This window comes from Sphingobacterium detergens (assembly GCF_003610355.1).
Classification (GTDB): Bacteria; Bacteroidota; Bacteroidia; order Sphingobacteriales; family Sphingobacteriaceae; genus Sphingobacterium; species Sphingobacterium detergens.
This window is the reverse complement of record NZ_RAPY01000001.1, coordinates 2,545,140-2,569,246: the sequence shown is the minus strand read 5'-3', so window position 1 is coordinate 2,569,246 and position 24,107 is coordinate 2,545,140. Positions and strand designations below refer to the sequence as shown.

The following is a 24,107-nucleotide window of genomic DNA, read 5'->3' as shown; positions in this document are numbered from 1 at the left end:
AATTTCTAAATTTTCGAAAAGCTAGTTATTTGTCAACACATTAATGATGTTTTTTCGATATTCCTGATCTTTTTCCCTTAATTCAAGAATTCTATTTTTTAGGTCGATATTCACATACCATTCTGCATAACTATCCTTTTCGTTTGTATCGTCAAAGAAAATTTTGGTTTTTATATACTCTTCGTCAAAATACTCCGGTTGGCCGCTAAGTACAAATGCTGTGGAGCCTATAGTGTCAAGCATCTTGAAAGAGCTAGCTTCAGTTTTGAACAAGGTACTTAAAGCCCTAGCGAAATTGTCACTCAATTCCCCGATGGAATAGAAATTGACCCCTTCCCGATAAAATCTTTTCTTGTCTACTTCTGTGTTGACGATACCTAATTTCATATCGCGTCGAAATGAAACTTCTATACCGACTGTTTCTTTCCCCCAAAGACCCTTTGCCTGGATAATATGATTTAGGTTTTCATCATTCCAGTTTTTGGTTATCGTTAGTTGCAGATCAACAAAGTCCTGGTCTTCACTGACATCAATCTGCTTTAATTTATGTTGTCCTTTTAAGAAATTTAAAAAGCTCATATAGTCTTGTTAATATATTTTTGAGCTGATCTTAACAAATTATCTTGGTTGCATCTGGTTCAACCAGATGGCTTTTTATTCGTCATTATCACAACTCTGGCTAAGTAAAATAAAGATAACAAAAGTTTTGAATCTATAGATGGCAGAATAGAAGAGAATATATTTTTCAAGAAGAATTACCAGCTTTTGTTGGGGGATGTATTTCCAATAAATATGGCTAGTGGGTTATTGGTCAAAATGTTGGGACAATATAATTTTTTCAATCGAAAAGGACTAATTAAAAGAGATACTGATACAATTGAGCTATCTTTATAGCTTAACACTTGATCTGTCTGATATCAAGATTGCATTATTAAAAAATATGAGCAAAGTAGAATTATTCGCGAATGAAAGAGCGAGCGGCTATGATCAATTTGTAGAAGCCTGGATTCCCAATTATCACTATTTTTTGGATTGTCTGCCTAAGCTGTTGACGGATACGGATCCCAAAGAACTGCTGGTCGTCGGCTGTGGAACTGGTAATGAAATACAGAAACTCGTTACAAAAGGGAAAACATGGAATATAACAGGTATAGATCCTTCCCCTGAAATGATTCAACAGGCTCGGCAGAAACTTGAGGGATACCCTAACATTGTACTTGCTGAAGCCCTGATCCAAGATTTGAAAAACGACAAAAAATATGATGCCGCCACACTATTGTTGGTTCTTCATTTTCTTGAAGATAACGGGAGTAAGCTGGAATTGCTGAAAGAGATCGGAAAAAGACTGGTTTTAGGAGCGCCACTTGTGATGCTGGATATCACAGGAGATAGCAGCATGATTAAAGAAAATCTGAAAATTCTAAGACTTCTATTGTCCGATGACATACCCGAAGAGCAGATCAGTCTTCGATTGAATAGGATAGAGAACGAACTTTTTCATGTGTCTGAAGATCGGCTTGCAGCGTTATGTGTTGAAGCGGGGTTCGAGGTTCCGGTACGTTTTTTTCAATCAATGATTTATATGGGCTGGATGACAAAGAAAAGATAAGTTTTCAAAGTGTAAACAGTAAAGAAGCTTTCCAAAAATAAGTCTTTGGGAATTGAATATTTGAAAAGAGACTATAGGGGTAGGAGTAAAGTAAAAAAATAGGGATGTCCGTTTCGGACACCACTTTTAACCTTAGTTTTTATGAAAGAGATGATCGTCTGGTATGTTGGAAATTTTGGAACCGTTAACACGATATTGAAGTTTCAAGGTAAAACCACCTCCCGCTTCGATAAAATCGATGCTAATCGGATGATATCCTTTTTCTAAAGCGATCTGTCCACTTTTCATAATTGGGGCATGTTGTCCGTCGTTGTCTACGACCACCTGATCATGTATGCGCAAAACTCCACCGTCATCGCAAGTGAAATAGAAATTATAGATCCCCTTTTCTTTCACGTATAGATAGCCCTTAATTTTCGCACCAAAAGAAGGCATTTTAATCGTATCGCTCAAATGGATATTCTTGATAATCTCCTGGCGTACCGCTTTGCCTGTTATTGCAGCTGTGTTTGCAAATGTTCCATTAAATAGCGTTGCGGTCAATCCTGCACGCATATTCTTTACATCTTCGGTAACACCTTTTTTCCAGGTATCTTTCTTGAAATTCACTTGGTACAATTCGCTCTTCGCTCCTGAAGAGGATATCGTTGCGAAACGTATGGCACCTTCGTTTTTGACAATAAGTGAATCGCTTAATACTGGGCTTTTCTGAGTTGGTAGACTGCCATCAGTGGTATAATGTATCGCATTTTCCGGGAGTTCATTTTCAATTTTCAGCGTGGATCGTCCATCAACGATGACCTGGTTATCGGCAAAGCCATTTAAATCTGGCATACGGTAACGTAGCCCCATTTTGTTCCAGAGCCCAAAATGAGCGATTAATCTATTTCTATAGCTTTCATATAGCGATTTGTTAGTCCAGACCCGCTCTGCCAATGCGCTCAATCTTGGCAGAATCATAAATTCTAACCGAGCTGTCGATGGGATCATTTCTGTCCATATATTTGCCTGCGCGCCCTGAACTAAATTTGATTTATCGCTGGGGATATCGGATGGCACCACAGACATATTATACACCGCATCCAAGCTGCTACTATTGGGTAAGTAGTCAAAATACAAAGGGTTTGTAGGTGTCATGATAAGACGGTGACCACGATTGACTGCTTCACGAGGTGCATTTTTTACCCATCCCCGCCAATACATAACTGTCATCGATGTATCCGAAACACCATCAAGTATTTCATCCCAGCCGATGCTGCGTTTGTTTTTCGAACGTATGAAGTTATTAACGCGTTTTACAAAATAACTTTGTAGGTCATGTAAATTGGCTATGCCTTTCTCCTTCATAAATGCTGTGGCCATAGCTGAATTTGACCAGGAATCTTTTTCCACTTCGTCAGCACCAATATGAATATAAGTGGACGGAAAAAGCTCGATGACCTCACTAAGTACATTTTCTATGAATGTATAACTACTTTCTTTCCATGGACTGATTGGTACTGAGAACTGTTTTCCCCAGCCTGCAGTCTCACTGTCCAGGAGTAGCTCGGGATAGGCTTTGGTCGCGATCATCATGTGTCCGGGCATATCTATCTCAGGTATAATCTCGATATGTCTGCTCGATGCATAGGTGACGATATCTCTGATATCCTGTTGTGTGTAAAATCCACCATACTCTTCTCGTCCATTATTGATACGTTTGTGCTCGCTGGGTAGATTGAAATCGGGGTTATCTTTTGCTTTGGCCAAACATGCTGAATCTTGGTTATTATACGTTCTCCAAGCACCTTGTGAAGTAAGTTTTGGGTATTTTTTTATCTCGATACGCCAACCTTGATCATCTGTGAGATGCAAGTGAAGCTTGTTGAATTTATAGGACGACAAAAGATCGATAAACTTGTATAAATAATCTTTTGAGAAGAAGTGCCGTGCCACATCTAATTCCACACCACGCCACTGAAACGCTGGCTGATCCTTAATTGATAGATAGGGCAAATGAATACTGCCATTGGGTTTTGCTAAAAGATACAGCTGTTGTATTGTTTGTAGTCCGTAAAATAGCCCTTGATCCGAAGATGCAGAAATCTGTATTCCTTTTTTATCAATCGTTAACTCGTAACCTTCACTAGAAAGACCATTTTTTTTTATCAATCGTAGTGTTGCATCAGCATGTGTCACCTTCTTTTTAGGAATCTTCCCGAATAACGATTGACGTACCCATTGGTCTAGAGAGTTTGAGGAGATGTCGGAATCAATCGTATAGGAGAGTTCTCCCTTGGCTATTTGAAAGAAACCCGTAGATGATTCCAGTTGTTCGGGAAAAGGGATCAGCTGGGGGATATGATTTTTTTCTTGCGCATAACTTGTACCGGGCCAATAGAAAGCAGACAATAGCAGGAGCAGTGAAATAGCTTTATACATAAAGTTTTTTTGTTATTTCTTAATAATTATGTGTTTAGGAGCTTGCCAAATAGAATTTGTCGGTTTAGCATGAAAAACTCGGAACCAATATAGAAATATTTTATGTAAACGGAGGTAATAAAAAAATGTATGCTAGTGGCACTGTTATCTAGTAGCACAGCTATAAAGCCTATACACATACCGATTTGTTTTTTTGATCAGAAGGTATCGTTAGAACAAGGTTGAGGGAAGGCTTGTGTTGATTTTATTTCGGGATGATTGAAACTAGTTCCCAGCTATCTTTTTAAATAAACCGGGATAGTTTAGGACCAGCCCGTTCTCATCCACCTGAATACGAGCTGTAAAATCACTGACGATATTTTCATACAGATATTCGTGTAAATCTGTCCTTGTATAACGTTGCCGGACAGGTGTGATGTCGTTGTTTATTAGGTCGATATAGATGATATCTATTTCTTTTGAATTACCAATTTTAAGCTGTAGATTGTTTATTGGTAGCGTGTTTGTAAAGGGAGTTAAAGAGATATCAATATATTGAAAACCCATAAAGTCCGGATTGTCAAAATGATTGATTTCCCAGTTGGTAGTTGTTTTTTTTCCGGTTAGGGTGTTTTTGGTCATATTGACCTCGGAATCAATAAGAAATTCCTCGACCTCCCACTGTTTGTTTATCATCAGTTGATAGGAGACCGAATAAATTTTTTTCCGATAGGAACCTATAATTTTTGATACTACAACATAATGGTCATTATTTTCCTGTATATTGAAATACTCTAGGGAATGGAAAGCGACTCCCTGCCATAATACTGTTTTCATCTGATCGCTATATTAAGTAATTATTTAACCGGCAATAGATGTCGTCGTTGTTCTTGTTCGACTTCATTTTTGACTCGTTGGTTGATATTGATTTTTGCATTGATGAAGGTGAAAATCACAGCTCCATATTCTCTTGCATACTTGTTGGTAATGGAATCTGAGCGTATAGATTGTACAAAATATGGAGCTGTTTCGTTCATTTCAGATTGGTTTTCCCATGAATTCTTTATACGGATCAAGTTGCGGAACTCATGACTGAAATCAAACCAGTTGATATAGTCAGCGTTGAAGGTGACTGCACGGATTCCAAGTTTGGAATAATAATTTATAGCGCCCGCCTGACCATAGTTATCACAAAGGACGAGTGTATTTTGTGGATTGGGAATTTTGCCATAAATGTCATCTACCTTTTGGGCGAGCTCCCGCCAGCCCAGCATATCCGCAAAATCTTGTGGAAGTTGATGATCCTTGCCATCTTCCCAGGTCAACATACCAATTTTGCGGTATTTTTCGGGATGGTTCGCAATATATTGTGGGCTCCTATTGGGGAATGTCAGCAAATAAACAGGAATAAAGAAAACAAGGGGTAGTGCAATTAAAAGAGGTTTTAGAATTCTTCCAGCCTTGTTTTCTAAAAGTGTTGAAATATAGACTGCACCAAAAGCAAAATAAATGGGATAGACACCGATTGCGTAATAATCTTTAGCTTTTAAAAATAGAAAAACACCAATTGTAATAAAAAAAGAGAACAAGAATAGCCGATATTTTCGAAATGCGGGATAACATAATAAAGCATATAATCCAAAGCCAATAACAGGAAAAGTTCCGAAAAAAAATAGAAATTGAGACCGGATAAAGCTCCATCTGTTGACATTGATGAGCTGGGTTTCCGCAAGTTCTTTGAAATGATATAAAACAGGGAAATTATTCAAGTATTGCCAGATTAAATTAGGTAGAATGATTAAAAAAGCAATTAGAATACTAGAATAAAATTTGTTATTGAATAGTACTTTACGTTCTGGAACAGCTATAATGGCCGGTATAAGCCCTAGGATCAAAAAAGCGATATTATATTTGTTTAAAAATCCCAAAGCAAAGGTGACTGCAATAAAGTATAGCCATTTATGATGTCCTCGGTTGAGATATTTTATGATAAAATAATAAATCAATGTCCATGACAGAACATCAAAAGAATTGGGTTGATACAGCGTGTTTAAACGAAATAAGACCGAAAAAATAACACAACTTGTACCAAATATCAACGCAAAAAGACCTCCTTTGAGTTCTTCAATGGTTTTCCAGACGACAAGAATGGTTAGCGCTCCGAACAGTGCAGGGAAGAATTTGATCCAGAATACGGAGTTTCCTAAAATCTTGATGAGGTAGGAAAGCCAAGAGGTCAACGGCGGAACGGACAAATATCCCCAAGCCAAGTGATTGGCCTGATCTAAATGTAAGAACTCATCCCGATGTAAATCATATATCGGACTTATCAATTGATATTGAATGATAAATTTCAGCAGGATAAGGCTTACTAGTATAAGGTGTTTTTTCATGTAAGAACGGATTTGTCCGTAAGCTCCAGTTCTATTTTCTTTCTATCGTTGATATCTGATTGTCAGCTTTCATTTTGGCCACTTCTGCACGGGCTAAAGTAATCTTTTCTGAGTAACTGTTGCCGCTTTGTTCCCTCAATTTGCGAAGACCTTTTGTTCCCTCTGCCTCGTAGTCGTTGACGTCGAAAGTAATGGAATCCGTTGTTACATTGGCAACGCGGTATAAGGTGTACATGGACTTCCCATTTTCTTTCCGTTTGATTTCATATACATCACCAGCAACCGGACTTTCCATGTATTTTTTTGTTTTAATGGATCCGGATATTCCCGCTGCGGCCGCAGATCCGAAGAAAAGACCGATGAGTATTAATCCAGAAAAATATCCAACGGGTGTCTTCGGCATACCGCTTGAACGGATTGTTGCAAGGGTTTGGGGATCAATCTCACGTTGGTAATTTACTTTTTTACAATGATCACATACACTAATAATCTCTGTACTGTATGGAAAAATGGGGATCCAGAAGATGTGGAAGTATTTTACCTGTTTGGAGGCATATAAGGATCCGGCTGTGTTGCAATAATTGCAAGTTCCAACAGCTGCATTGGAGCTGTTTTGTAGTAACTTTGTTCTTGTTCCGAAAATAATCATATTCAAGGTTTAAATATACTGTTCCTATATTTTGGCTTATGGGTTTTTTGCCCATTTTGCATACCATTTAATTGGTTTGTCGATAATTTTTTTCAAAAATTATGCCATTATATTCACCCTTCGTGGGCTTGATGAATGTAGGAAGGTTTTCACATCGAAAAACTGCGTTTCCAGCAAGTGAGTCCGAGTATTTGGCCTATTTTCGGTAACTGTTCGAGGGCCATTCCGGCCTGAATTGAGCTTTAAACATACCTGAGAGCAGATGTTAGGGTAGTCTGACCATCATGTGAATGTGGTTTTAGCGAGTATAACACGGACTCACCACGGACTCACTACGGAAATATCATGGATTCATCCTGACGCTGTCCCGACTGAGGTACGCCGCAGGTTGGGATAGGGTGCATAGCGAAATTGCATAAAAGCAGTCTTAAATCATAAACGAAGGTCGATCGCGGACTGTTTTTATGCAATCTTGTTCAAAAAACAATAGTTATTTGGACCATACTAAAAATTCTGTGAATCGGCAGAAGGTCCGTAACTAGACGGTAAGGGGATATTATTCAGCCTATAGTAAACACCTAATTGTGCCCTGTGATGTGTGATCTGATTTAATGAATGACGGATTGCTTCATATTTTGTCCAGCTCGCGAGTTTTTGTCCAGCACTTTTGATGGTCCAAACAGGATTTAAATCATCTTCGGCAGCATTTTCTAAGGCTATTTTTCCTGCTTCATAATCTTGGTCTAGTTTCTGGAGTAAGTCTTCCCGAGTTGATAGAATAGTGGGTTTGTAGCCACCATCGGCAAAATCCAGTTCAGACGTTTTCAAAATTGTACTTGGCCATTCAAATACCTCTACGAGATGGGTCGCAAGGGGCATGATTTTCATGCTTTTTTCATGTGGGGCATAGTCATTTTTGCCTTCTGGAAAAAGTTCGATAAAATTTTTCGTGATCTGGTACTCATTTTCAAGTTCAGATTTTAGTTGTTGAAGTGTGTTCATCTTGTTTTGGAATATATTAGTTTAATATTTTTATACAATGCCCTTGTTTTTATACCCATCCTTTTGAACAAATGATAGGTCGTTCTGTTTTTTTGTATCCTACGTCAAAGATAAGTTTGGATATTGACAGCTCTGTGTCAGTATGGATTTGAATATGGAGATTTATTATAAAAAAACCGCTTGAAGCGGGGAACTTCAAGCGGTCTAACCTAACCAATTATTAACCTAAATTATGAGTTTTATATTATGCGATTTCTGTGCCAAAGATGATTTTTGACAGGTACTGCAACGTAACAAATCTGTTGTTTCTGATTTTAAATAAATAATAACAGATTTTGGGTGGTATAGCCAGTATGATATAGTGATTGTTTTCAATTTTTAGGACACAAAAAAAATAAGGCGAGAATATTGAAAAACGTGTTGTATAAATGTAAATCGTATTGTTTTTTATATTGTTTTCAATAAAATTTATTGTTTTGCCAACCTGTTGTTGTGTTTTATATTGTTTATAGCGAATATTGTTGTAGCGTTTTTTGTCTTTCTATATCGTCATATTTACATATAGAAGAAAATGGATATGAAGGTAGGAGAATGGACATCGTGTAATAAACCAAAATAAATATAAAAAAATGAAAAAATTAGTATTGTTAATGACTGCAGTTATTTTTATGATAACTGGCGCTTTTGCTCAGATTCACAAACCGGTAAAATGGACTGTAGCTAGCAAAAGGCTGAACAGCAAAGAGGCAGTCGTCTATGTAAAAGCTACCATTCAAAATGGCTGGCATATTTATTCGCAAAATGTAAAGGATGGCGGACCTATTCCGACTTCTTTCACATTTGCTAATGCGACTGATTATGTATTGGCAGGAAAAACTGCCGAGCCAAAACCGAAAGTAAAACACGAGGAGGTTTTTAAAATGGATGTAGGATATTTTACAAATGAGGTGATCTTCCAACAAAAGGTGACTTTGAAAAAAGGAACAGCAACTGTGAAAGGTAGTGTGGAATGGCAAGCGTGTGATGCATCACAATGTCTTCCTCCAGATGAATATGCTTTTGCAGTAACGATCAAATAAAAAAATCTTATTTTGGATCGTATGAAAAATCCCATTTATAGCGCTATAAATGGGATTTTTTTATAATTATTAATTTTTTTCAATATAGCACAAAATAAGTTGCCACAATAATGCGTTAATAATGCAAATACTTTTCATAAAATAGGTTAATATATGGCTAAGACCCTAGAGTTCCCCGCTCTAGGGCTTTTTTATGTCCTGCTTTATGCCTTCTATTTGAGATTATGATAACCTCCGCAAGCAAGACAGTTGACGGTTTGGAGTTTATCCAATTTCCGAAGAGCCCATTTGGAATTTTTATTGAGTTGGTTGGGAAAGAAAACAGTATTTATGAAATAGTTAGTGGGACAATATAATGTTTCTTGAAAGTGGTTTCGTCACATAAATGTTACTAAAGTTGACGCTGCGCATACTATTGTTTTTTTTCAAACGTTAATTATTTGATAATGCTTAACTTTTTAATGTAAATGTTTTCATTAAAATATTTTTTATTAATCGTTATTGATAGTTAATAGGTGATATAAACTTAAAGTCTTCATATGAAATCTAGTGCTAACCAGCGTAACCTTAAAGGACCGTATTATGTTCTATCCTTATTTTTTTTGTGCAGCATTTTAATTTTTCCTGGTATTGTGGTCGCTCAGCAAAAGACGGTTACTGGTAATGTGATTGACGCGACCACAAAGTCGCCTTTACTTGGAGTTACCGTAAAGCTTAGCGACACAAAAAACGTTACAGTGAGTACGGATAAAAGAGGGGGCTTTGTATTAGATGACGTCGCAATAGGGCAATCCATTACTTTTTCATTTGTAGGCTATTCAAGTCAGACGATAAAAATAGATTCACGGGCAAGCTATACGATCGCACTAGTTGCTGTTTCCAATTTGATGGAAGAGACTGTTGTGGTCGGATATGGGCGTCAGAAAAAACGAAACCTCACGGGATCTATTGTTTCCGTAGGTGCTTCAGAAATTGCCAAGACAACCTTACAGGATCCCATTTCAATTTTACAGGGACGGGCTGCAGGGGTGCAGGTTTCGTCTAATTCTGGAGCGCCCGGTGGTGAGATGAGCATACGTGTTCGGGGGAGCTCCTCATTGAACTCGGGTAACAATCCGCTTTTTGTTATAGACGGTATTCCACTGGAGTCCAATTCCATTTCTTCGTTAAACGGTACTGAAAATTCTGGACTGAACCCGATGACGGATATCAATCCGAACGATATCGCTTCGATCGAGATTCTGAAAGATGCTGCGTCTACAGCGATTTATGGCTCTAGGGCTGCCAATGGAGTCGTGATGATTACGACGAAACGAGGTGCTGAAGGTAGGCCTGAAGTGATATTAAATGCAACTGCGGGAGTGAGCTCTCTGACCCGCAAACTAGGTGTTTTGAACGCAAGGCAATATCGAGAGGCAGTTTTGGATTCCTATCGGGGTATGGCCAAGCCCGAGGAACCATTCTATACTATTATAGATTCGCTCAACCCCATGAACAGTGGTGACGTGGACTGGCAGGATGAGCTAATGCGTTCAGCAAAGCAATATAAGTTGGACCTCTCTGTACGGGGAGGTAATCAAGGAACAAAATATGCCTGGAGTTCATCTTATTTGGATCAGGATGGTGTGATCTTGAATTCCAATTACAAGCGATTTACCTCCCGATTGAATGTCGACTTTACGATTTCCGATCGGATCAGGATAGGCCAGAGTATTTCCTATACAAATGCAGTAAACAATCGGACAAATGCTGCGGGCTCAGGGAATCTGAGTATTATCCGGAGCTTATTGATACGGCCACCTATTATGTCGATGTATCTACCTAATGGGTCACTGAATGGTTATATGATTGGACAGCGGAATCCCGTTGGGATGGCTTTGTTTGCAACCAACCTGAACAAGAGTAATCGCATCGTTGGAAGCCAATACCTGGAAATTGATCTTTATAAAGATCTTAAATTCCGAAGCAATGTAAACCTAGATTATATTTCAATGAAAGAAGATGAATTTATGCCATCCATATTGGATTACCGCCAAGGATATAATAAAGGTGCTGTACGATCTTCTGGAAATCTTACCTGGGGCAATGAAAGTTATTTTACCTATGCAAAAAGTGTAGCTAATGCACACAATATTGGGGCGGTATTGGGAATAAGTTTTCAGAAATGGCGTTATGACCGGACAGGTCTCGATGGAGAATACTTTCCAAGTGATGATATCCGTACATTGAATGGTGCATCTGTTATTTCAAACCAAGGTGTAAATATCGCTTCCGAACATGCCATGCTTTCTTATTTTGGTCGGGTAACCTATGACTATCTCGGAAAATATTTGTTGGAATTCAACCTTCGTACAGACGGCTCTTCCCGTTTTGGCCGTAACCGACGGTTTGGATTTTTTCCCTCTGCGTCGGCGGGCTGGCGTTTTGTCGAAGAAAAAGGGATCAAGAATTTGGGTTGGCTTAGCGATGGTAAGCTTCGATTTAGCCTTGGAAGTACTGGAAACGAGGCCATAGGTGATTATGCCGCGAGAGGAGAGTTTACTTTAGGAACGAATTATTTGGATTTTTCGGGAGCGGCACCAACGGTGATGCCCAACGCGAGCCTCACTTGGGAAACAACGCGTCAATATAACCTTGGTCTAGAACTTGGCTTTTTAAAAAACAGAATCCTGTTTTCTACAGATGCTTACTTGAAAAAAACGAAAGACCTGCTTTATAATGTGCCCATGCCCGGGACTACGGGATTTGAATTTATTACACAAAATATAGGATCTATTGAGAATCGAGGATTAGAGTTTAGCCTACAGACCCGTAATCTGGAGGGAGCTTTTAGTTGGAACACCAATATTAACGTTAGCTTAAATAGAAATAAAGTTACATCGTTGCCTAAGAATCTTCTGACTGGCGGTCATATTCAAAATGGGGCTTTCCATATTCTACAGGAAGGCCTGCCTATCGGTGTATTTTATGGATGGCGTTATCTTGGTGTGTATGCGCGAGACGAAGACAATACAACCGGGTTAACAAATGGTGCGAATGGACCTGTATTTGCCGGTGGTGATCCTATTTGGAAGGATGTGAACAATGATAATATGATCGATCAAAATGACCGCGAGATTATTGGTTATGCTGAACCGAAGTATTTCGGCGGGATCTCCAATGATTTCAGCTATAAGAATTTTCATTTGAATGTGTTTTTTCAGTATTCGGTCGGTAATCAGATTTATAGTGAGCTGAATCATCAGCGCAATTCAATTGTTCGTTATAATAATCTATCTACTGACGCCCTTAACCGGTGGCGGGAACAGGGAGATCAAACAGATTTTCCCCGATTGATTCGGGATGATCCAAAACAGTCTGATAGTCGGGTGCAAAGTAGATGGGTGGAAGATGGTTCTTATCTAAAGTTAAAAAACATCAATTTGAGGTATTCTTTTGACCCCGCTTGGAGCAAACGTATCGGCTTGCGTAAGCTCGATGCTTTTGTTACGGCTACAAATCTGATTACCTGGACAAAGTATACCGGTTTTGATCCCGATGTTAATTCCTATTCTGGTCTTCGTGTAGGATTGGATGAGGGCTCTTATCCACAGAGCCGCACATTTATGTTTGGTTTAATCCTTGGTCTTTAATAAATCGTGATGAAAAAATTGTTAAAATATACATTTTGTTCTCTTCTATTTTTATCCGTTAGCGGTTGTTCGAATTCGTTGTTGGATAAGGAGCCTATTAGCAATGTTTCTGGAGAGGGGTACTATAAAAAGCCCAGTGATGCGCAGGCTGGTGTCAATGGCATCTATAATGGTCTGCAATCTCTTTTTCGTCAGAATTTTGCTTACTGGGGCGAGGGGCGGGCTGATAATATTGTGACCCGCCATGCCGGTGATCCTGCTGCGCTACAACAGAATACACTGACTCCGGTTATCAATTCGGCACGTTGGGATAATTTTTATACGGTTATATCCCGTGCGAACTATGCGATCAAATATATTCCACAGGCATTTGGAACGGAAGATAGCGAACTTAAAAGGCAGTTACTTGGGCAGGCCCATGCTTTAAGGGCACTGGCTTATTTTTACTTGGTTCGGATATGGGGGCAGGTCCCATTGGTTACGGAACCCTATGAGGGATTGGATCAGGACCTGTTTGTCAAGAAGAACACTGAGGCGGAGGTATTGGCTAAGGTGGAAGCAGATTTAATCTTAGCAACAGAGAATTGTGCTTCAAATTATTCGGGTGCCAGAAACCGCGTGATGATTACCAAAGGGGCGGCTTATGCTTTTCTGACGCAGCTCTATATGTGGCAAAAAAAGTATGCACAAGCAATAGAAATGGCTGAAAAAGTAATCGCGGACCCGCAATATGCCTTGGTACCAATTGAGGATTGGAATAACATTTTTGTAAAAGGAAGCAGTACCGAAAGTATTTTTGAAGTCGGATATAATGAAGTGCAACCCAATAACCTCCGTGTGTGGTATGCCAATGGATCGGATAGTGATTATGTACCTAGTGCGGGTTTTATAGCATCAATCGAACCTGACGATCTTCGCAAACCTCGTATTTACGATGTGTCTCAAGTTCAGCCCCGTAAGATATGGAAGTTTTTTGGGGAAGGATTTAATGACGAGAGTCCAGAACCTTCCGCAGGCAATATTGTATTAACGCGATTGGCTGATATCCTCCTACTAAAGGCTGAAGCACATGCCAGTCTAAATCAGCCCGTTGAAGCATTGGACCTACTGAACCGTATCCGTATTCGTGCGGGACTTCCGGTTTTGGATCAAAATAAGGCGCAAAGCCAATTCGGAAGTTTAGTTGGCAGTATTTTGCATGAACGATCTGTAGAACTTTGTTTTGAGGGACACCGTTGGTTTGATCTCCTGCGAAATGAAACGGCTATTTCGACAATGAAACCGATCAATGGTCTCTCCGATAAACGAAATTTGCTGTGGCCAATACATGAAGGGGAACTTCTTAAAAATCCAAATTTGCAACAAAATGAATTTTATAGATAATCTTATGAAGAAGATAAAATATATCGTTATTTTTTTTCTATGTGGTTTTGCTACACTGTCATTGTTTTCTAGTTGCGAAATACAGGAAAACTTTGAATATGACTACGCGGAAGACAATAGTAAACTGAATATGTCAGCATGGACATATATTCAGGGGAAGGATTCATTATCCTTACTGAAACAAGCTATCTTGCAATGTAAGGATGAAGCATTGTATGAACGTAAGGAAAAAGCGACCTTTATTCTGCCCACGAATCAAGCTTTTACGGCATATCTAAAAGAAAATAAATACGACAATATTGCCGCTATTCCGGTACCAATATTAAAGGATATTTTGCGTTACCATATTGTAAAGGCGGTCGTGAATTTTAGCGATCCTGCCTTGGCTCCGAGTAACAAGCCAATTGCTTATACGACTGAAAAAGGTCAAACGATGTACTTGTCCCATACCAGTACCTATGTGGGGCTGATCAATGAAGGGACCAACAACCAATGGCAAATCCGCACATCTAATTTAGTTCCGGATAATGGTGTCATCCATGTCGTTGATCACATCGTATTTTTATCCGAGAAGACGAAATAGGTATATTGATGATCTTTTTTCTGAACAATGTCTTGTGTATAAAGTATAAGGAAAAAATGGAAATACAAATAGCTTATAAAGTGCTATGACGATAATGGATGCAATTGAAAAATGATAGCTCAATAAACATTATCTTCAGTTTATTGTTTTGTCTTATAACAAACTAAACAATAAGCCAGTAAATTATGGTTGATTATACGCTGAACCGAAGAAACTTCATTCTGGGTGCAAGTGCTTTTGTTACTTTATCCGCTTTAGAAGCTAAAGGATTATCCTTTGAACGTCTATCTAAAAATATCAAGGTCGGACTGATCGGGGCAGGTTGGTATGGAAAAAGCGATCTATTTAGGCTGATGCAAGTTTGCGATGTCAATGTGGTTGCGATTTGCGATGTTGATAGCCGGCATTTGCAGGAGGCAGGACGATTGGTCGGAGAACGCCAACACTCGGGGCAGATTCCAAAGCTCTACAAAGATTACCGGAAAATGCTTGCGGATCATCAATTCGATCTCATTCTGATCGGTACGCCTGATCATTGGCATGCACGGCAGGCCATAGATGCGATACGTTCGGGAGCACATATCTATTTGCAAAAACCTGTTAGTGTTGATGTGTTAGAGGGCGAAGCAATACTCCGATATGCACGAAAATATAATAGAAAAGTACAGGTAGGAACACAACGACGGAGTACAGCACATCTGATTGATGCAAAAAAGCAGATTATAGACCAAGGTTTACTCGGTAAGATATCGCACGTGGAAATGTGCTGTTACTATCATATGAGAAAGAACGGTAATCCGGCACTGGAGCAAGTTCCGGACTTTCTTGATTATGAACTATGGACTGGTCCTGCTCCTCTACGCCCTTACGACGGTTTACCTCATGGCGGTTGGTGGCGAACTTTTATGGAATATGGGAATGGGATCACAGGTGATATGGGGATGCATATGTTTGATACTGTTCGTTGGCTATTGCAACTCAAATGGCCAAAGAAAATTAGTGCAACAGGGGGAATCTATGTGCAAAAGGAGGGAAAGTCGACTATTGCCGATACACAAACAGCAGTATTTGAATATGATGAGCTTAATTGTGTATGGCAACATCGCACTTGGGGCAATCCTGTGGATCCCGAATATCCTTGGGCGTTTATTATCTATGGAGATAAAGGAACATTAAAAGGAAGTGTGATGAAATATGAGTTTATTCCAGTTGGTAAAGGTACCCCCATTAAAAAAGATGTGGTTTATGAAAGAGATAAATTTCCTGCTGATCTGGAAGAGCCTAGAATTGAATTGCACACAGCTCCTGCCACACGGCAACATCTATTGGATCTATTGTCTGCAATAGAACATGACCGATTACCTGTAGCTGACATCGAAGAGGGCTATATATCCACAGCCTGTTGTATACTGGCCAATATTTCTATGCAATTAAATAGACCATTGAAATATGATCCATTGAAAAAAATATGCATCGATGACCCCGAAGCAACCCAATTATTAAAAAGACCTTATCGAATGCCTTGGCAACATCCTTATATGTCCTAGTATAAATTATAATGATGGTTTAGTATATCGTTTTCATCTGATCTTTATTGACCATTTTGGTTTATGCGCTGGAAATTGGGCGAATCAAATATTGGAGAATGGCCTTCAAAAATTTATTCTCCTACCATTTAATTTTTAATAGCCAATTTATCTTTTGGCATTTTTACGATATTTAACTAAATATTGAAGCTATGCAATTGAAATTTAATAAACTACTTGTGCTGTTATTGACATTATGCGTTAATCTTGTCTGTGCACAACAAAGCGAACAACATATTGATGGGGTATATAAATCTTCGGGTGCTGCTTTTGTTATAAACAAAAACAAGACATTTTTGATAATAGCTTACGGAACATTAATAAAAGGTAGCTGGAAGATCGAAAATGATCTTATTTATCTACAGCCTAAAAATCCTGACGCTCAATTTTATGTCTATGCGCGGAAAAATCCGACTATCAAAAGTGGAATGCGTGTTTGTTTCATGGGGGATCGTCTGAGTAGTGCGATTTTGGTCGGAAAGTTCCCGGATAAGATGCAGCCACTTTTTAATGAGGATGCGAATTGTAAGGACTTTCCCAGTGTTCATCTGTTTAATGAAAAGATGGATACGATTACCTTATTGGAGCGAGAAAACCAGGACAATGATCGTGGTATTGAGATCCCAAAATTGATGTATCATTTTGCCAGTGACGATTTTAATGATTTTATTGTGCAGCATATGCAAAGTAGCTTGTACCACAATGACTTTGTTCTCAAAATAGGCAAAGAAGGGTTATATGCAGTCAGTGATCAGTCGGATGAGCCTATTCGCAAATCTACTAAAGAAGAAGAATTTTCTATGCTCGAAGAACTGAAATTTTTAGACCAATCTTTTGATAGAGCCTTTGATGCGGATTTCAAGTTGGTAAATAATGGGTACAATACCCATGATGATATGGATCAGGAAATAGAGTTGGCAGCTTACAGCTATGATGCCGGCAAAAATCTATATCTCAATCGGGCAATACCTGCAAAAGAACTGGACTATAAAAGCACAGACTACCATTACGATGGTATATTAATGAAGTTTGACCAGATTAAGGGAACGTCAGAACCCCAGACAGCCGTAAAGATATTGCCGAATCCCATATTCATTGCGAATTGTGATAACTAATCTAATTGGGAACATTTTTTCTTAAAATATATAGATGATGGCAAGAAATCGTTTATATTTTCATTCACCAAGTTGAATCTTGTGGTGGAGGTGTTATCTATTTAAACAAGGGGAAATTTGCCTGGATACAGCAGGAATAACGAATGTGCTATATCCTATTTATTTACATCTCAATACAGTTTTTGTTGCACCGCTCGATTTTGTAGATACACTCTCGGCTGGTTCTGAAAGAATATAATCGATTGAAATAACATTTACTTTCGCATTTTGTTTCGGTCCAATTTCCTTACTTTCCTCTCCCTTCGCTGGTGTATTATCTCCGTAATAGTAGTATTCAAATGTTAAATTCCGATCCGATTTATTCAAGATATAGGTCGCTCTTCCATAGTTAATTTTAAAGCCATCTTTCGTTGTTGGGAACAACACAACCTCTTTTGTGTAATTACTGCAGTCTGTAATTGTCAGAATCGTTGGTGTAAACCAATTGATCGGAATAGTTAGCAGAAGCAGTAACAATATCGCATCATTTTTACTTTCCTCTTTTTTGATAAATCGGGTATATAAGGGTTTGATAACTATTAAAAGACAAAATATCCCAATAATAATTAAATAAGTATTTAATGATACGATCATAGGTTTTAGATTACTTTACGACTAAAAATGACTTTATTGTTTTTTAAGTATTTGATTAATTATGTTTGGTCAAATGATATCGAATTTCGTGCCAGTTTTGAACTTTTTACCTTCGATATTTCTACGCGACAGGTTCATTAGCTCAGTTACTTGCATGATACTGCTCCTGAAGTGAAATAGTTTATTGTCGGAGAAAAGTAGCTCACTCATTTAGTAATGTAAGTACCGATTTGACACTTCCTTTTAAAAAAGAGAAATGCATTGGTTTATCGTAATATTTTACATGTTTTTGCGTGTTTTATACATCTCTGATTTAATTTATATTATTTCTTTTGTTTAAAGATCAATTGTCAGGCGACTGTCAGGTGGCCTAACGAAATTTTGCTGCTATTTTTCAACTCGTCAAGTACCTAGAAAAGCACATGTGCAGAAAGTATGAATTATTTTCCCGCACATCGTAATGCAATTGAAAAACCATGGATTATTGAACTTCGATAGAAATAGAATTATGAGTCTAGAGGACAACGCGATATTGCTCGTACAATTGGCTGAGGGGAATCAAAAGGCATTCGAAAAGCTCTATTATAACTATAGAGCACAGATCTTCGGCCGGATATTAAAGCAGGTAAGATCAGTGGAGTTTGCACAGGATATCACTCAGGACGTATTTGTAAAGGTCTGGCAGAATAGAGCGCAGATTGATGTTTCAAAAAATTTTAAATCCTATCTCTATACAATTGCACAAAGCACAGTCTACGATTATTTTCGAAAAATTGCTTCGGATCAAGTTAAGAGTGAACAGCTGATGATTCTATCGAAGGGAAAATGCGCAAATGATATTGAAGCGGAGGTTTCTTATAAAGAAATGGAGAAATACCTCAATGATATCTTGGATATTATTCCCGAACGATGTCGGGAAGTATATGTACTCTGTAAGCTCGAAGGTAGAAGCTATGATGAGGTGTCCAAACTTTTGAATATTTCTACAGCCACAATCAATAATCATATTGTTAAAGCTACGGGTATTATTAAATCGCATTGGAATTGGAACTACTCTTGTTTTCTTATGATGTTATTTGCAGAATACCACCCTATATTTCTCAGCTAGAAACTGAAACTACTCATCTGCTCCAGCACCATCCTGCTACAAATCGTCATATATTAAAACCCTTGGGCATCTCTGCGACTGCAAGACCTGGGACATATTCGTAAGTATTTTAATTTTTTTTGATTTGGCATAGTTGTTATTTTTTTGGCTTACGTATATAGAGTTAAAGTAAGACCAATTATACTGTGGAACAAACCAAATTAATAAACTTATATAGAAGATATCTTGCTAAACAGTGCACGGATGAAGAGATCCATCTGTTAATGCATTACATGCGACAAAAGGAGTATGCAAAACTTTTCAAGGAATTGATCTTGGAAGATTTGCAGCTTGAAGAGGAAATTGAGTTAGATGATCAGGCTAGAATGGCTATTCAGCAGCTTGATGAATATTTCGACCGTGAGTATTTTTATCAAAACCGAAAAAAGAACAATAAGAAACTATTCGCATGGATTTCTATTGCCGCTGCAGCTTCAATAATCTGTGCAATTTCGGTATTATGGTACATAGGTGAGGGCGAAGAATCGGGTGGCATAGGAATAGCAGACAACCGAAGTACATTGATAACAAGTAATGGAAAAGAGATAAAGCTGGATGGTACTTCCAATGTTGAATTATTGCGGGAAAATGGAACCGTGATTCTACAGGATAGTCTGGGGGATATTCATGTTAAGGTACTAGATAGTCTGCCTAATCTTAAGCCTCAGATCATTTATCAAACAATCCGGACAGCCAAAGGCCGACAATCACGTATTTACCTTACCGATGGTAGTGCTGTGGTTCTAAATTCTGATTCCCAACTTAAATTTCCACTTTTCTATGCAGAAGGTCAACGGGAGGTCGAACTTCAGGGGGAAGGATTTTTTGATGTAGAAACCAATAAGCAGAAGCCTTTTATCGTTAAAACACACGACCAACGGATTAAGGTATACGGAACCAAGTTTAATGTCAACAATTATGAAAATGAACAAACGACTAAAACCACGTTGTTTCATGGTAAAGTGTCTGTACAAAATCTGATCGGATCATCTCCGCAAAAGGAGTATATCCTAAAACCGGGTGAACAGATTGTCCTCGATAAAAAATCCAAAGCTTTAAAACAGGATAAGACTGAAAACGAGGAGCAGGTATTGGGTTGGAAGAATGGTGTATTTGTTTATGATAATGCAACATTAAAGGAAATTATGAAGGATTTTGCCAGATGGTACAATATTGATGTGGATCTTGAAACCCTTCCTACACTTACATTTAGCGGAACTATACCAAGAAATTATGAGCTGGACAAAGCACTGAGTGTTATTGCGCGGACAGCAAATATCAAGATTAACCGAACGGGAACTACACTAAAATTTGAAAAATAAATGGGGAAAAAAACTTAATCAAAAAAAAACCGACAGTACTGCCATACCGTCGGCGAACATTAGGGTAATACAAAATTTTCTAAAAACCTAACATCACAAAAGTATGAATTTAAAAGTTCAATACAAGCATTTGTATTGTTTATTACAGCGCCTATTTGGGACTGGAATATGTACTCGCAAGCATCTAATCATAATGAAGCTAACATTTGTAATTACATTTTTATTTTCAATTTCGGCATTTGCGGAGGGCTATGGCCAACGTATCAATATCGAGCTGAAAAATACAGCTGTAGAATCTGTGCTGAAAGAGATCAAGAAACAATCGGGGTACGACATGTTCTATAATATAGATCTGATCAACCCGTTAAAAAAGACAAATTTTCGGGTTAAGAACGCCACACTTGATGAGGCGTTGAAGGAAGTTACAGCTAATTTAGGGCTAGAGTATGCGATAGAGGAAAGAATGATTATTATCTCCAAAAAAAGGGAGAGCCGGGCCAATCAGAATCTGATCAAAGGTGTTGTTTCGGGAGAAGGAGATAAAAAACTACAGGGTGTCTCTGTCGTAGAAAAAGGGACAAGCAATGGAACGACAACAGACGTCGATGGAAATTATAGTCTCAAAGTCTCAAACCCCAAGGGAATTCTTGTTTTCTCTATCGTTGGTTATGCAAAAAAAGAAGTTCCGATTGAGGGGCTTCAACAGATAGATGTACAATTAACGGAGGATAAGAGCGAATTGGATGAGGTGGTCGTCGTCGCTTATGGCCATCAGAAAAAAGAGAGTATGGTCAGTTCCATTACAACAATCAATCCGAAAGAATTGAAAGGACCGACCAGCAACCTGACAACGATGCTTGCAGGAAGGCTATCCGGGGTCGTTGCCTTTCAACGGAGTGGTGAACCCGGGGCTGATAACGCACAGTTTTTTATCCGCGGGATCACAACATTTGGTAGTGGGAAGGTAGATCCATTGATTTTGATTGATGGTATGGAATCCACTTCTAACGCGTTAGCCCGATTGCAACCCGATGATATTTCCGGATTCTCGGTCTTAAAAGATGCAGCAGCATCATCGCTTTATGGGGCTAGGGGAGCTAATGGCGTGGTGTTGGTGACGACGAAATCTGGTATCTCAGGCAAAACAAAATTCAATGTGAGGGTTGAGAATTCGCTTTCCTCCAATACGCAAAATTTCAAACTGGCGGACAATATCACCTATATGAAGCTGGCGAATGAAGCTGTGCTGACCAGGGATCGCTTGGGAGAGCTGCCATACAGTCAAAACAAGATTGATCGGACAATTGCTGGAGATAACCCCTTACTGTATCCAAATAATGATTGGATCGGCTTGTTGATCAAAGATTACACACTCAACCAGCGATTTAATATGAATATGAGTGGTGGCGGAAAAAACGCACAGTTTTATATTGCGGGAACCTATAACGTGGATAATGGTGTATTAAAGTCTGATAATGGAAATAAATTCGATAATAATATTAACCTGAAAAGTTATCAGATCCGGTCAAATGTCAATGTTAAACTGACCCCTACTACCGAGGGAATCGTAAGAACTTCGGGAAGCTTTGATGACTATCAAGGGCCAATTGGTGGTGGTGGAAATATCTTTCAGGGCGCAATAGCTGCAAATCCTGTTAAATTTCCAGCTGTTTTTCCTGCGTCTGATATGGCCTATGCGCAACATCCTTTATTTGGCAATGCTAAAATTAGTGAAAGAGGAGAAGCTTTGTATTTTAATCCGTATGCAGAAATGGTATCGGGATTTCAGCAGTACAACACTTCAACATTAAATGTGCAACTTGAAGTTAAGCAGGATTTCAAATTCCTTACAGAAGGACTGAGTGCAAGACTCATGGCTTATACACAACGCTATTCTTATTTTGATTTGAACAGAAGGTACAATCCTTTCTATTATCGGGCAAATGCGCTAGATGCCAAAGGTGATAAATATTCATTGGAATTGCTCAATGAGAAAAATGCAACAGAGTATCTGGATTACAATAGAGGAGATAAAGTTTCAAACACAGTCTCTTATATGGAGGCAGCGGTTAATTATAATCGTGTTTTTTCAGAAAAACATAGTGTCGGTGCTTTATTAGTGACCCAGTTACGGAGTTTTCTTACCGGCAATGCAGCTGATCTTCAGGCTTCGCTTCCTTTTCGCAATCAAGGGCTGTCGGGGAGATTTACGTATGGCTATGATAACAGGTATCTACTTGAAGCAAATTTTGGACTAAATGGCTCTGAACGTTTTGCGAAAAATCATCGTTATGGCTTCTTTCCTTCAATCGGGGTAGCTTGGAATGCATCGAATGAAGATTTTTTTAGATCATTAAGACAGACTATAACGAAACTAAAATTTAGAGCAACTTATGGTTTGATCGGTAACGATCAGATCGGCAATACAGATGACCGCTTCTTTTATCTGTCTAAAGTGAATCTGAGGGATGGAGGTCATGGATCAGCTTTTGGTACAAACTATACCTATAGCAAAGATGGTGTATCGATTTCGAGATATGCCAATGAGACGATTACCTGGGAACAGGCAACAACGGTCAATCTAGGAATGGATCTTAGCCTGTTTAACAGTGTCAATATTATTTTGGATGCTTACAAAACACGCAGAAATAATATTTTGATGAATCGGGCTTATGTTCCTACGACAATGGGATTATCTGCTGGCATACAGGCTAATGTGGGTGAGGCAGAAGGAAAGGGTATTGACCTTTCGGTGGATTACAATAAGACTTTTGGTGATATGTGGGTACAGGCAAGGGGAACATTTACCTATGCCACGAGCAAATTGCTTGTCAATGAGGAACCCAATTATCCATCCAGTTTAGCTTATCTGTCTAAAGTCGGTAATCCACTTAGCCAATATTATGGTCTTATTGCAGAACGACTTTTTGTCGATAATGAAGAGGTGAAAAACTCTCCAGTTCAGACTTTCGGTGAGGTTATGGGGGGAGACATCAAATACAGGGATATTAACGGGGATGGTATTATCTCTTCCTTAGACTATGTGCCATTGGGCTTGCCGACAGTACCTGAAATTATTTATGGTGTTGGGTTGTCTGTAGGCTATAAGAACTTTGATCTTAGTGGATTCTTTCAGGGATCAGGTCGGTCTTCTTTCTGGATTGATCCCGATAAAACTAGTCCTTTTGTTATGAATGGCGCCTATCAGCATGGTTTGTTACAAGCCATTGCTGATGATCACTGGTCCGAAGAGAATGGCAATATTTATGCGTTTTGGCCTCGTTTAAGTCCGAATCTAAATCAAAATAACCTCAAACCTTCCAGCTGGTGGATGCGTAATGGTTCTTTTTTACGGTTAAAAACAGTCGAGTTGGGCTATAACCTCTCGAGCAAAATGCTCGATAAAATGGGTGTGGGACCAATCAGATTTTATCTAAATGCCAGTAACCTATTTGTCAAAAGTAGCTTTGATCTCTGGGATCCAGAGATGGGGGGTAATGGTCTAAGATATCCACTTCAAAAAGTATACAATTTCGGATTAAATGTCCAATTCTAATACAAAAAAGAAATTCAA

At 38.7% G+C, this 24,107-nt stretch carries 17 protein-coding genes; 10 read left to right on the top strand and 7 right to left on the bottom strand.

All coding sequences use genetic code 11. The features are described from left to right. Window positions 1-21: 21 nt before the first annotated feature. Entirely contained in the window at window positions 22-579 is a 558-nt protein-coding gene (locus tag DFQ12_RS11000; RefSeq protein ID WP_120258963.1) for a hypothetical protein, read from the bottom strand. A gap of 361 nt (window positions 580-940) precedes the next feature. On the opposite strand from DFQ12_RS11000, the gene DFQ12_RS10995 reads away from it, so the two are divergent. Beyond that, the gene (locus DFQ12_RS10995; protein WP_120258962.1) at window positions 941-1,609 is read left to right on the top strand and encodes a class I SAM-dependent methyltransferase; all 669 of its coding nucleotides are present in this window, start codon (window positions 941-943) and stop codon (window positions 1,607-1,609) included. Between the two features lie 132 nt (window positions 1,610-1,741). On the opposite strand, the gene DFQ12_RS10990 is transcribed toward DFQ12_RS10995, so the two are convergent. From DFQ12_RS10990 to DFQ12_RS10970, 5 genes are all read right to left on the bottom strand, one after another. Continuing rightward, window positions 1,742-4,030, bottom strand: coding sequence for a family 20 glycosylhydrolase (locus tag DFQ12_RS10990; RefSeq protein WP_120258961.1), 2,289 nt, complete (start codon window positions 4,028-4,030; stop codon window positions 1,742-1,744). A gap of 264 nt (window positions 4,031-4,294) precedes the next feature. Further along, the gene (locus DFQ12_RS10985; RefSeq protein ID WP_120258960.1) at window positions 4,295-4,846 is read right to left on the bottom strand and encodes a putative glycolipid-binding domain-containing protein; all 552 of its coding nucleotides are present in this window, start codon (window positions 4,844-4,846) and stop codon (window positions 4,295-4,297) included. A 20-nt stretch (window positions 4,847-4,866) separates the two neighbouring features. After that, entirely contained in the window at window positions 4,867-6,402 is a 1,536-nt protein-coding gene (locus tag DFQ12_RS10980; RefSeq protein WP_120258959.1) for an ArnT family glycosyltransferase, read from the bottom strand. Window positions 6,403-6,433: 31 nt separating this feature from the next. Then, window positions 6,434-7,051 (bottom strand): zinc ribbon domain-containing protein, encoded by a 618-nt coding sequence (locus DFQ12_RS10975; RefSeq protein ID WP_120258958.1) that lies wholly within the window; start codon window positions 7,049-7,051, stop codon window positions 6,434-6,436. Between the two features lie 504 nt (window positions 7,052-7,555). Further along, the gene (locus tag DFQ12_RS10970) at window positions 7,556-8,053 is read right to left on the bottom strand and encodes a DinB family protein (RefSeq protein ID WP_120258957.1); all 498 of its coding nucleotides are present in this window, start codon (window positions 8,051-8,053) and stop codon (window positions 7,556-7,558) included. A 629-nt stretch (window positions 8,054-8,682) separates the two neighbouring features. Here DFQ12_RS10970 and DFQ12_RS10965 point away from each other — a divergent pair. From DFQ12_RS10965 to DFQ12_RS10940, 6 genes are all read left to right on the top strand, one after another. Continuing rightward, a complete protein-coding gene (locus DFQ12_RS10965; RefSeq protein WP_120258956.1) occupies window positions 8,683-9,132 on the top strand; it encodes a protein-disulfide reductase DsbD N-terminal domain-containing protein in 450 nt (149 codons plus the stop codon). 539 nt (window positions 9,133-9,671) lie between these two features. Beyond that, window positions 9,672-12,764, top strand: coding sequence for a SusC/RagA family TonB-linked outer membrane protein (locus tag DFQ12_RS10960; RefSeq protein ID WP_120258955.1), 3,093 nt, complete (start codon window positions 9,672-9,674; stop codon window positions 12,762-12,764). A 9-nt stretch (window positions 12,765-12,773) separates the two neighbouring features. Further along, window positions 12,774-14,147 carry a RagB/SusD family nutrient uptake outer membrane protein gene (locus DFQ12_RS10955; protein ID WP_120258954.1) on the top strand — a complete coding sequence of 458 codons (1,374 nt, stop codon included), beginning with the start codon at window positions 12,774-12,776 and terminating at the stop codon, window positions 14,145-14,147. A gap of 4 nt (window positions 14,148-14,151) precedes the next feature. After that, complete coding sequence (locus tag DFQ12_RS10950) at window positions 14,152-14,730, top strand: fasciclin domain-containing protein (RefSeq protein WP_244211715.1); 579 nt, start codon at window positions 14,152-14,154, stop codon at window positions 14,728-14,730. A 185-nt stretch (window positions 14,731-14,915) separates the two neighbouring features. After that, window positions 14,916-16,277 (top strand): Gfo/Idh/MocA family protein, encoded by a 1,362-nt coding sequence (locus DFQ12_RS10945; RefSeq protein ID WP_120258952.1) that lies wholly within the window; start codon window positions 14,916-14,918, stop codon window positions 16,275-16,277. A gap of 191 nt (window positions 16,278-16,468) precedes the next feature. Continuing rightward, the gene (locus tag DFQ12_RS10940) at window positions 16,469-17,431 is read left to right on the top strand and encodes a hypothetical protein (protein WP_120258951.1); all 963 of its coding nucleotides are present in this window, start codon (window positions 16,469-16,471) and stop codon (window positions 17,429-17,431) included. A 159-nt stretch (window positions 17,432-17,590) separates the two neighbouring features. Here DFQ12_RS10940 and DFQ12_RS10935 read toward each other — a convergent pair whose 3' ends face one another. Further along, window positions 17,591-18,064, bottom strand: coding sequence for a hypothetical protein (locus DFQ12_RS10935; protein ID WP_120258950.1), 474 nt, complete (start codon window positions 18,062-18,064; stop codon window positions 17,591-17,593). A gap of 508 nt (window positions 18,065-18,572) precedes the next feature. On the opposite strand from DFQ12_RS10935, the gene DFQ12_RS10930 reads away from it, so the two are divergent. From DFQ12_RS10930 to DFQ12_RS10920, 3 genes are all read left to right on the top strand, one after another. After that, window positions 18,573-19,172, top strand: coding sequence for an RNA polymerase sigma factor (locus DFQ12_RS10930; protein ID WP_167457240.1), 600 nt, complete (start codon window positions 18,573-18,575; stop codon window positions 19,170-19,172). A 185-nt stretch (window positions 19,173-19,357) separates the two neighbouring features. Continuing rightward, entirely contained in the window at window positions 19,358-20,533 is a 1,176-nt protein-coding gene (locus tag DFQ12_RS10925; protein ID WP_147420385.1) for a FecR family protein, read from the top strand. Window positions 20,534-20,726: 193 nt separating this feature from the next. After that, window positions 20,727-24,089: a TonB-dependent receptor gene (locus DFQ12_RS10920; protein WP_120258947.1), complete on the top strand. Its 3,363-nt coding sequence runs from the start codon at window positions 20,727-20,729 to the stop codon at window positions 24,087-24,089. The last annotated feature ends 18 nt before the right edge of the window (window positions 24,090-24,107 follow it).

Excerpts from the sequence above, each read along its gene's own strand:
- DFQ12_RS11000 (WP_120258963.1), bottom strand. The coding sequence starts at position 579 with ATGAGCTTTTTAAATTTCTTAAAAGGACAACATAAATTAAAGCAGATT.
- DFQ12_RS10995 (WP_120258962.1), top strand. The coding sequence starts at position 941 with ATGAGCAAAGTAGAATTATTCGCGAATGAAAGAGCGAGCGGCTATGAT.
- DFQ12_RS10990 (WP_120258961.1), bottom strand. The coding sequence starts at position 4,030 with ATGTATAAAGCTATTTCACTGCTCCTGCTATTGTCTGCTTTCTATTGG.
- DFQ12_RS10985 (WP_120258960.1), bottom strand. The coding sequence starts at position 4,846 with ATGAAAACAGTATTATGGCAGGGAGTCGCTTTCCATTCCCTAGAGTAT.
- DFQ12_RS10980 (WP_120258959.1), bottom strand. The coding sequence starts at position 6,402 with ATGAAAAAACACCTTATACTAGTAAGCCTTATCCTGCTGAAATTTATC.
- DFQ12_RS10975 (WP_120258958.1), bottom strand. The coding sequence starts at position 7,051 with ATGATTATTTTCGGAACAAGAACAAAGTTACTACAAAACAGCTCCAAT.
- DFQ12_RS10970 (WP_120258957.1), bottom strand. The coding sequence starts at position 8,053 with ATGAACACACTTCAACAACTAAAATCTGAACTTGAAAATGAGTACCAG.
- DFQ12_RS10965 (WP_120258956.1), top strand. The coding sequence starts at position 8,683 with ATGAAAAAATTAGTATTGTTAATGACTGCAGTTATTTTTATGATAACT.
- DFQ12_RS10960 (WP_120258955.1), top strand. The coding sequence starts at position 9,672 with ATGAAATCTAGTGCTAACCAGCGTAACCTTAAAGGACCGTATTATGTT.
- DFQ12_RS10955 (WP_120258954.1), top strand. The coding sequence starts at position 12,774 with ATGAAAAAATTGTTAAAATATACATTTTGTTCTCTTCTATTTTTATCC.
- DFQ12_RS10950 (WP_244211715.1), top strand. The coding sequence starts at position 14,152 with ATGAAGAAGATAAAATATATCGTTATTTTTTTTCTATGTGGTTTTGCT.
- DFQ12_RS10945 (WP_120258952.1), top strand. The coding sequence starts at position 14,916 with ATGGTTGATTATACGCTGAACCGAAGAAACTTCATTCTGGGTGCAAGT.
- DFQ12_RS10940 (WP_120258951.1), top strand. The coding sequence starts at position 16,469 with ATGCAATTGAAATTTAATAAACTACTTGTGCTGTTATTGACATTATGC.
- DFQ12_RS10935 (WP_120258950.1), bottom strand. The coding sequence starts at position 18,064 with ATGATCGTATCATTAAATACTTATTTAATTATTATTGGGATATTTTGT.
- DFQ12_RS10930 (WP_167457240.1), top strand. The coding sequence starts at position 18,573 with ATGAGTCTAGAGGACAACGCGATATTGCTCGTACAATTGGCTGAGGGG.
- DFQ12_RS10920 (WP_120258947.1), top strand. The coding sequence starts at position 20,727 with ATGAAGCTAACATTTGTAATTACATTTTTATTTTCAATTTCGGCATTT.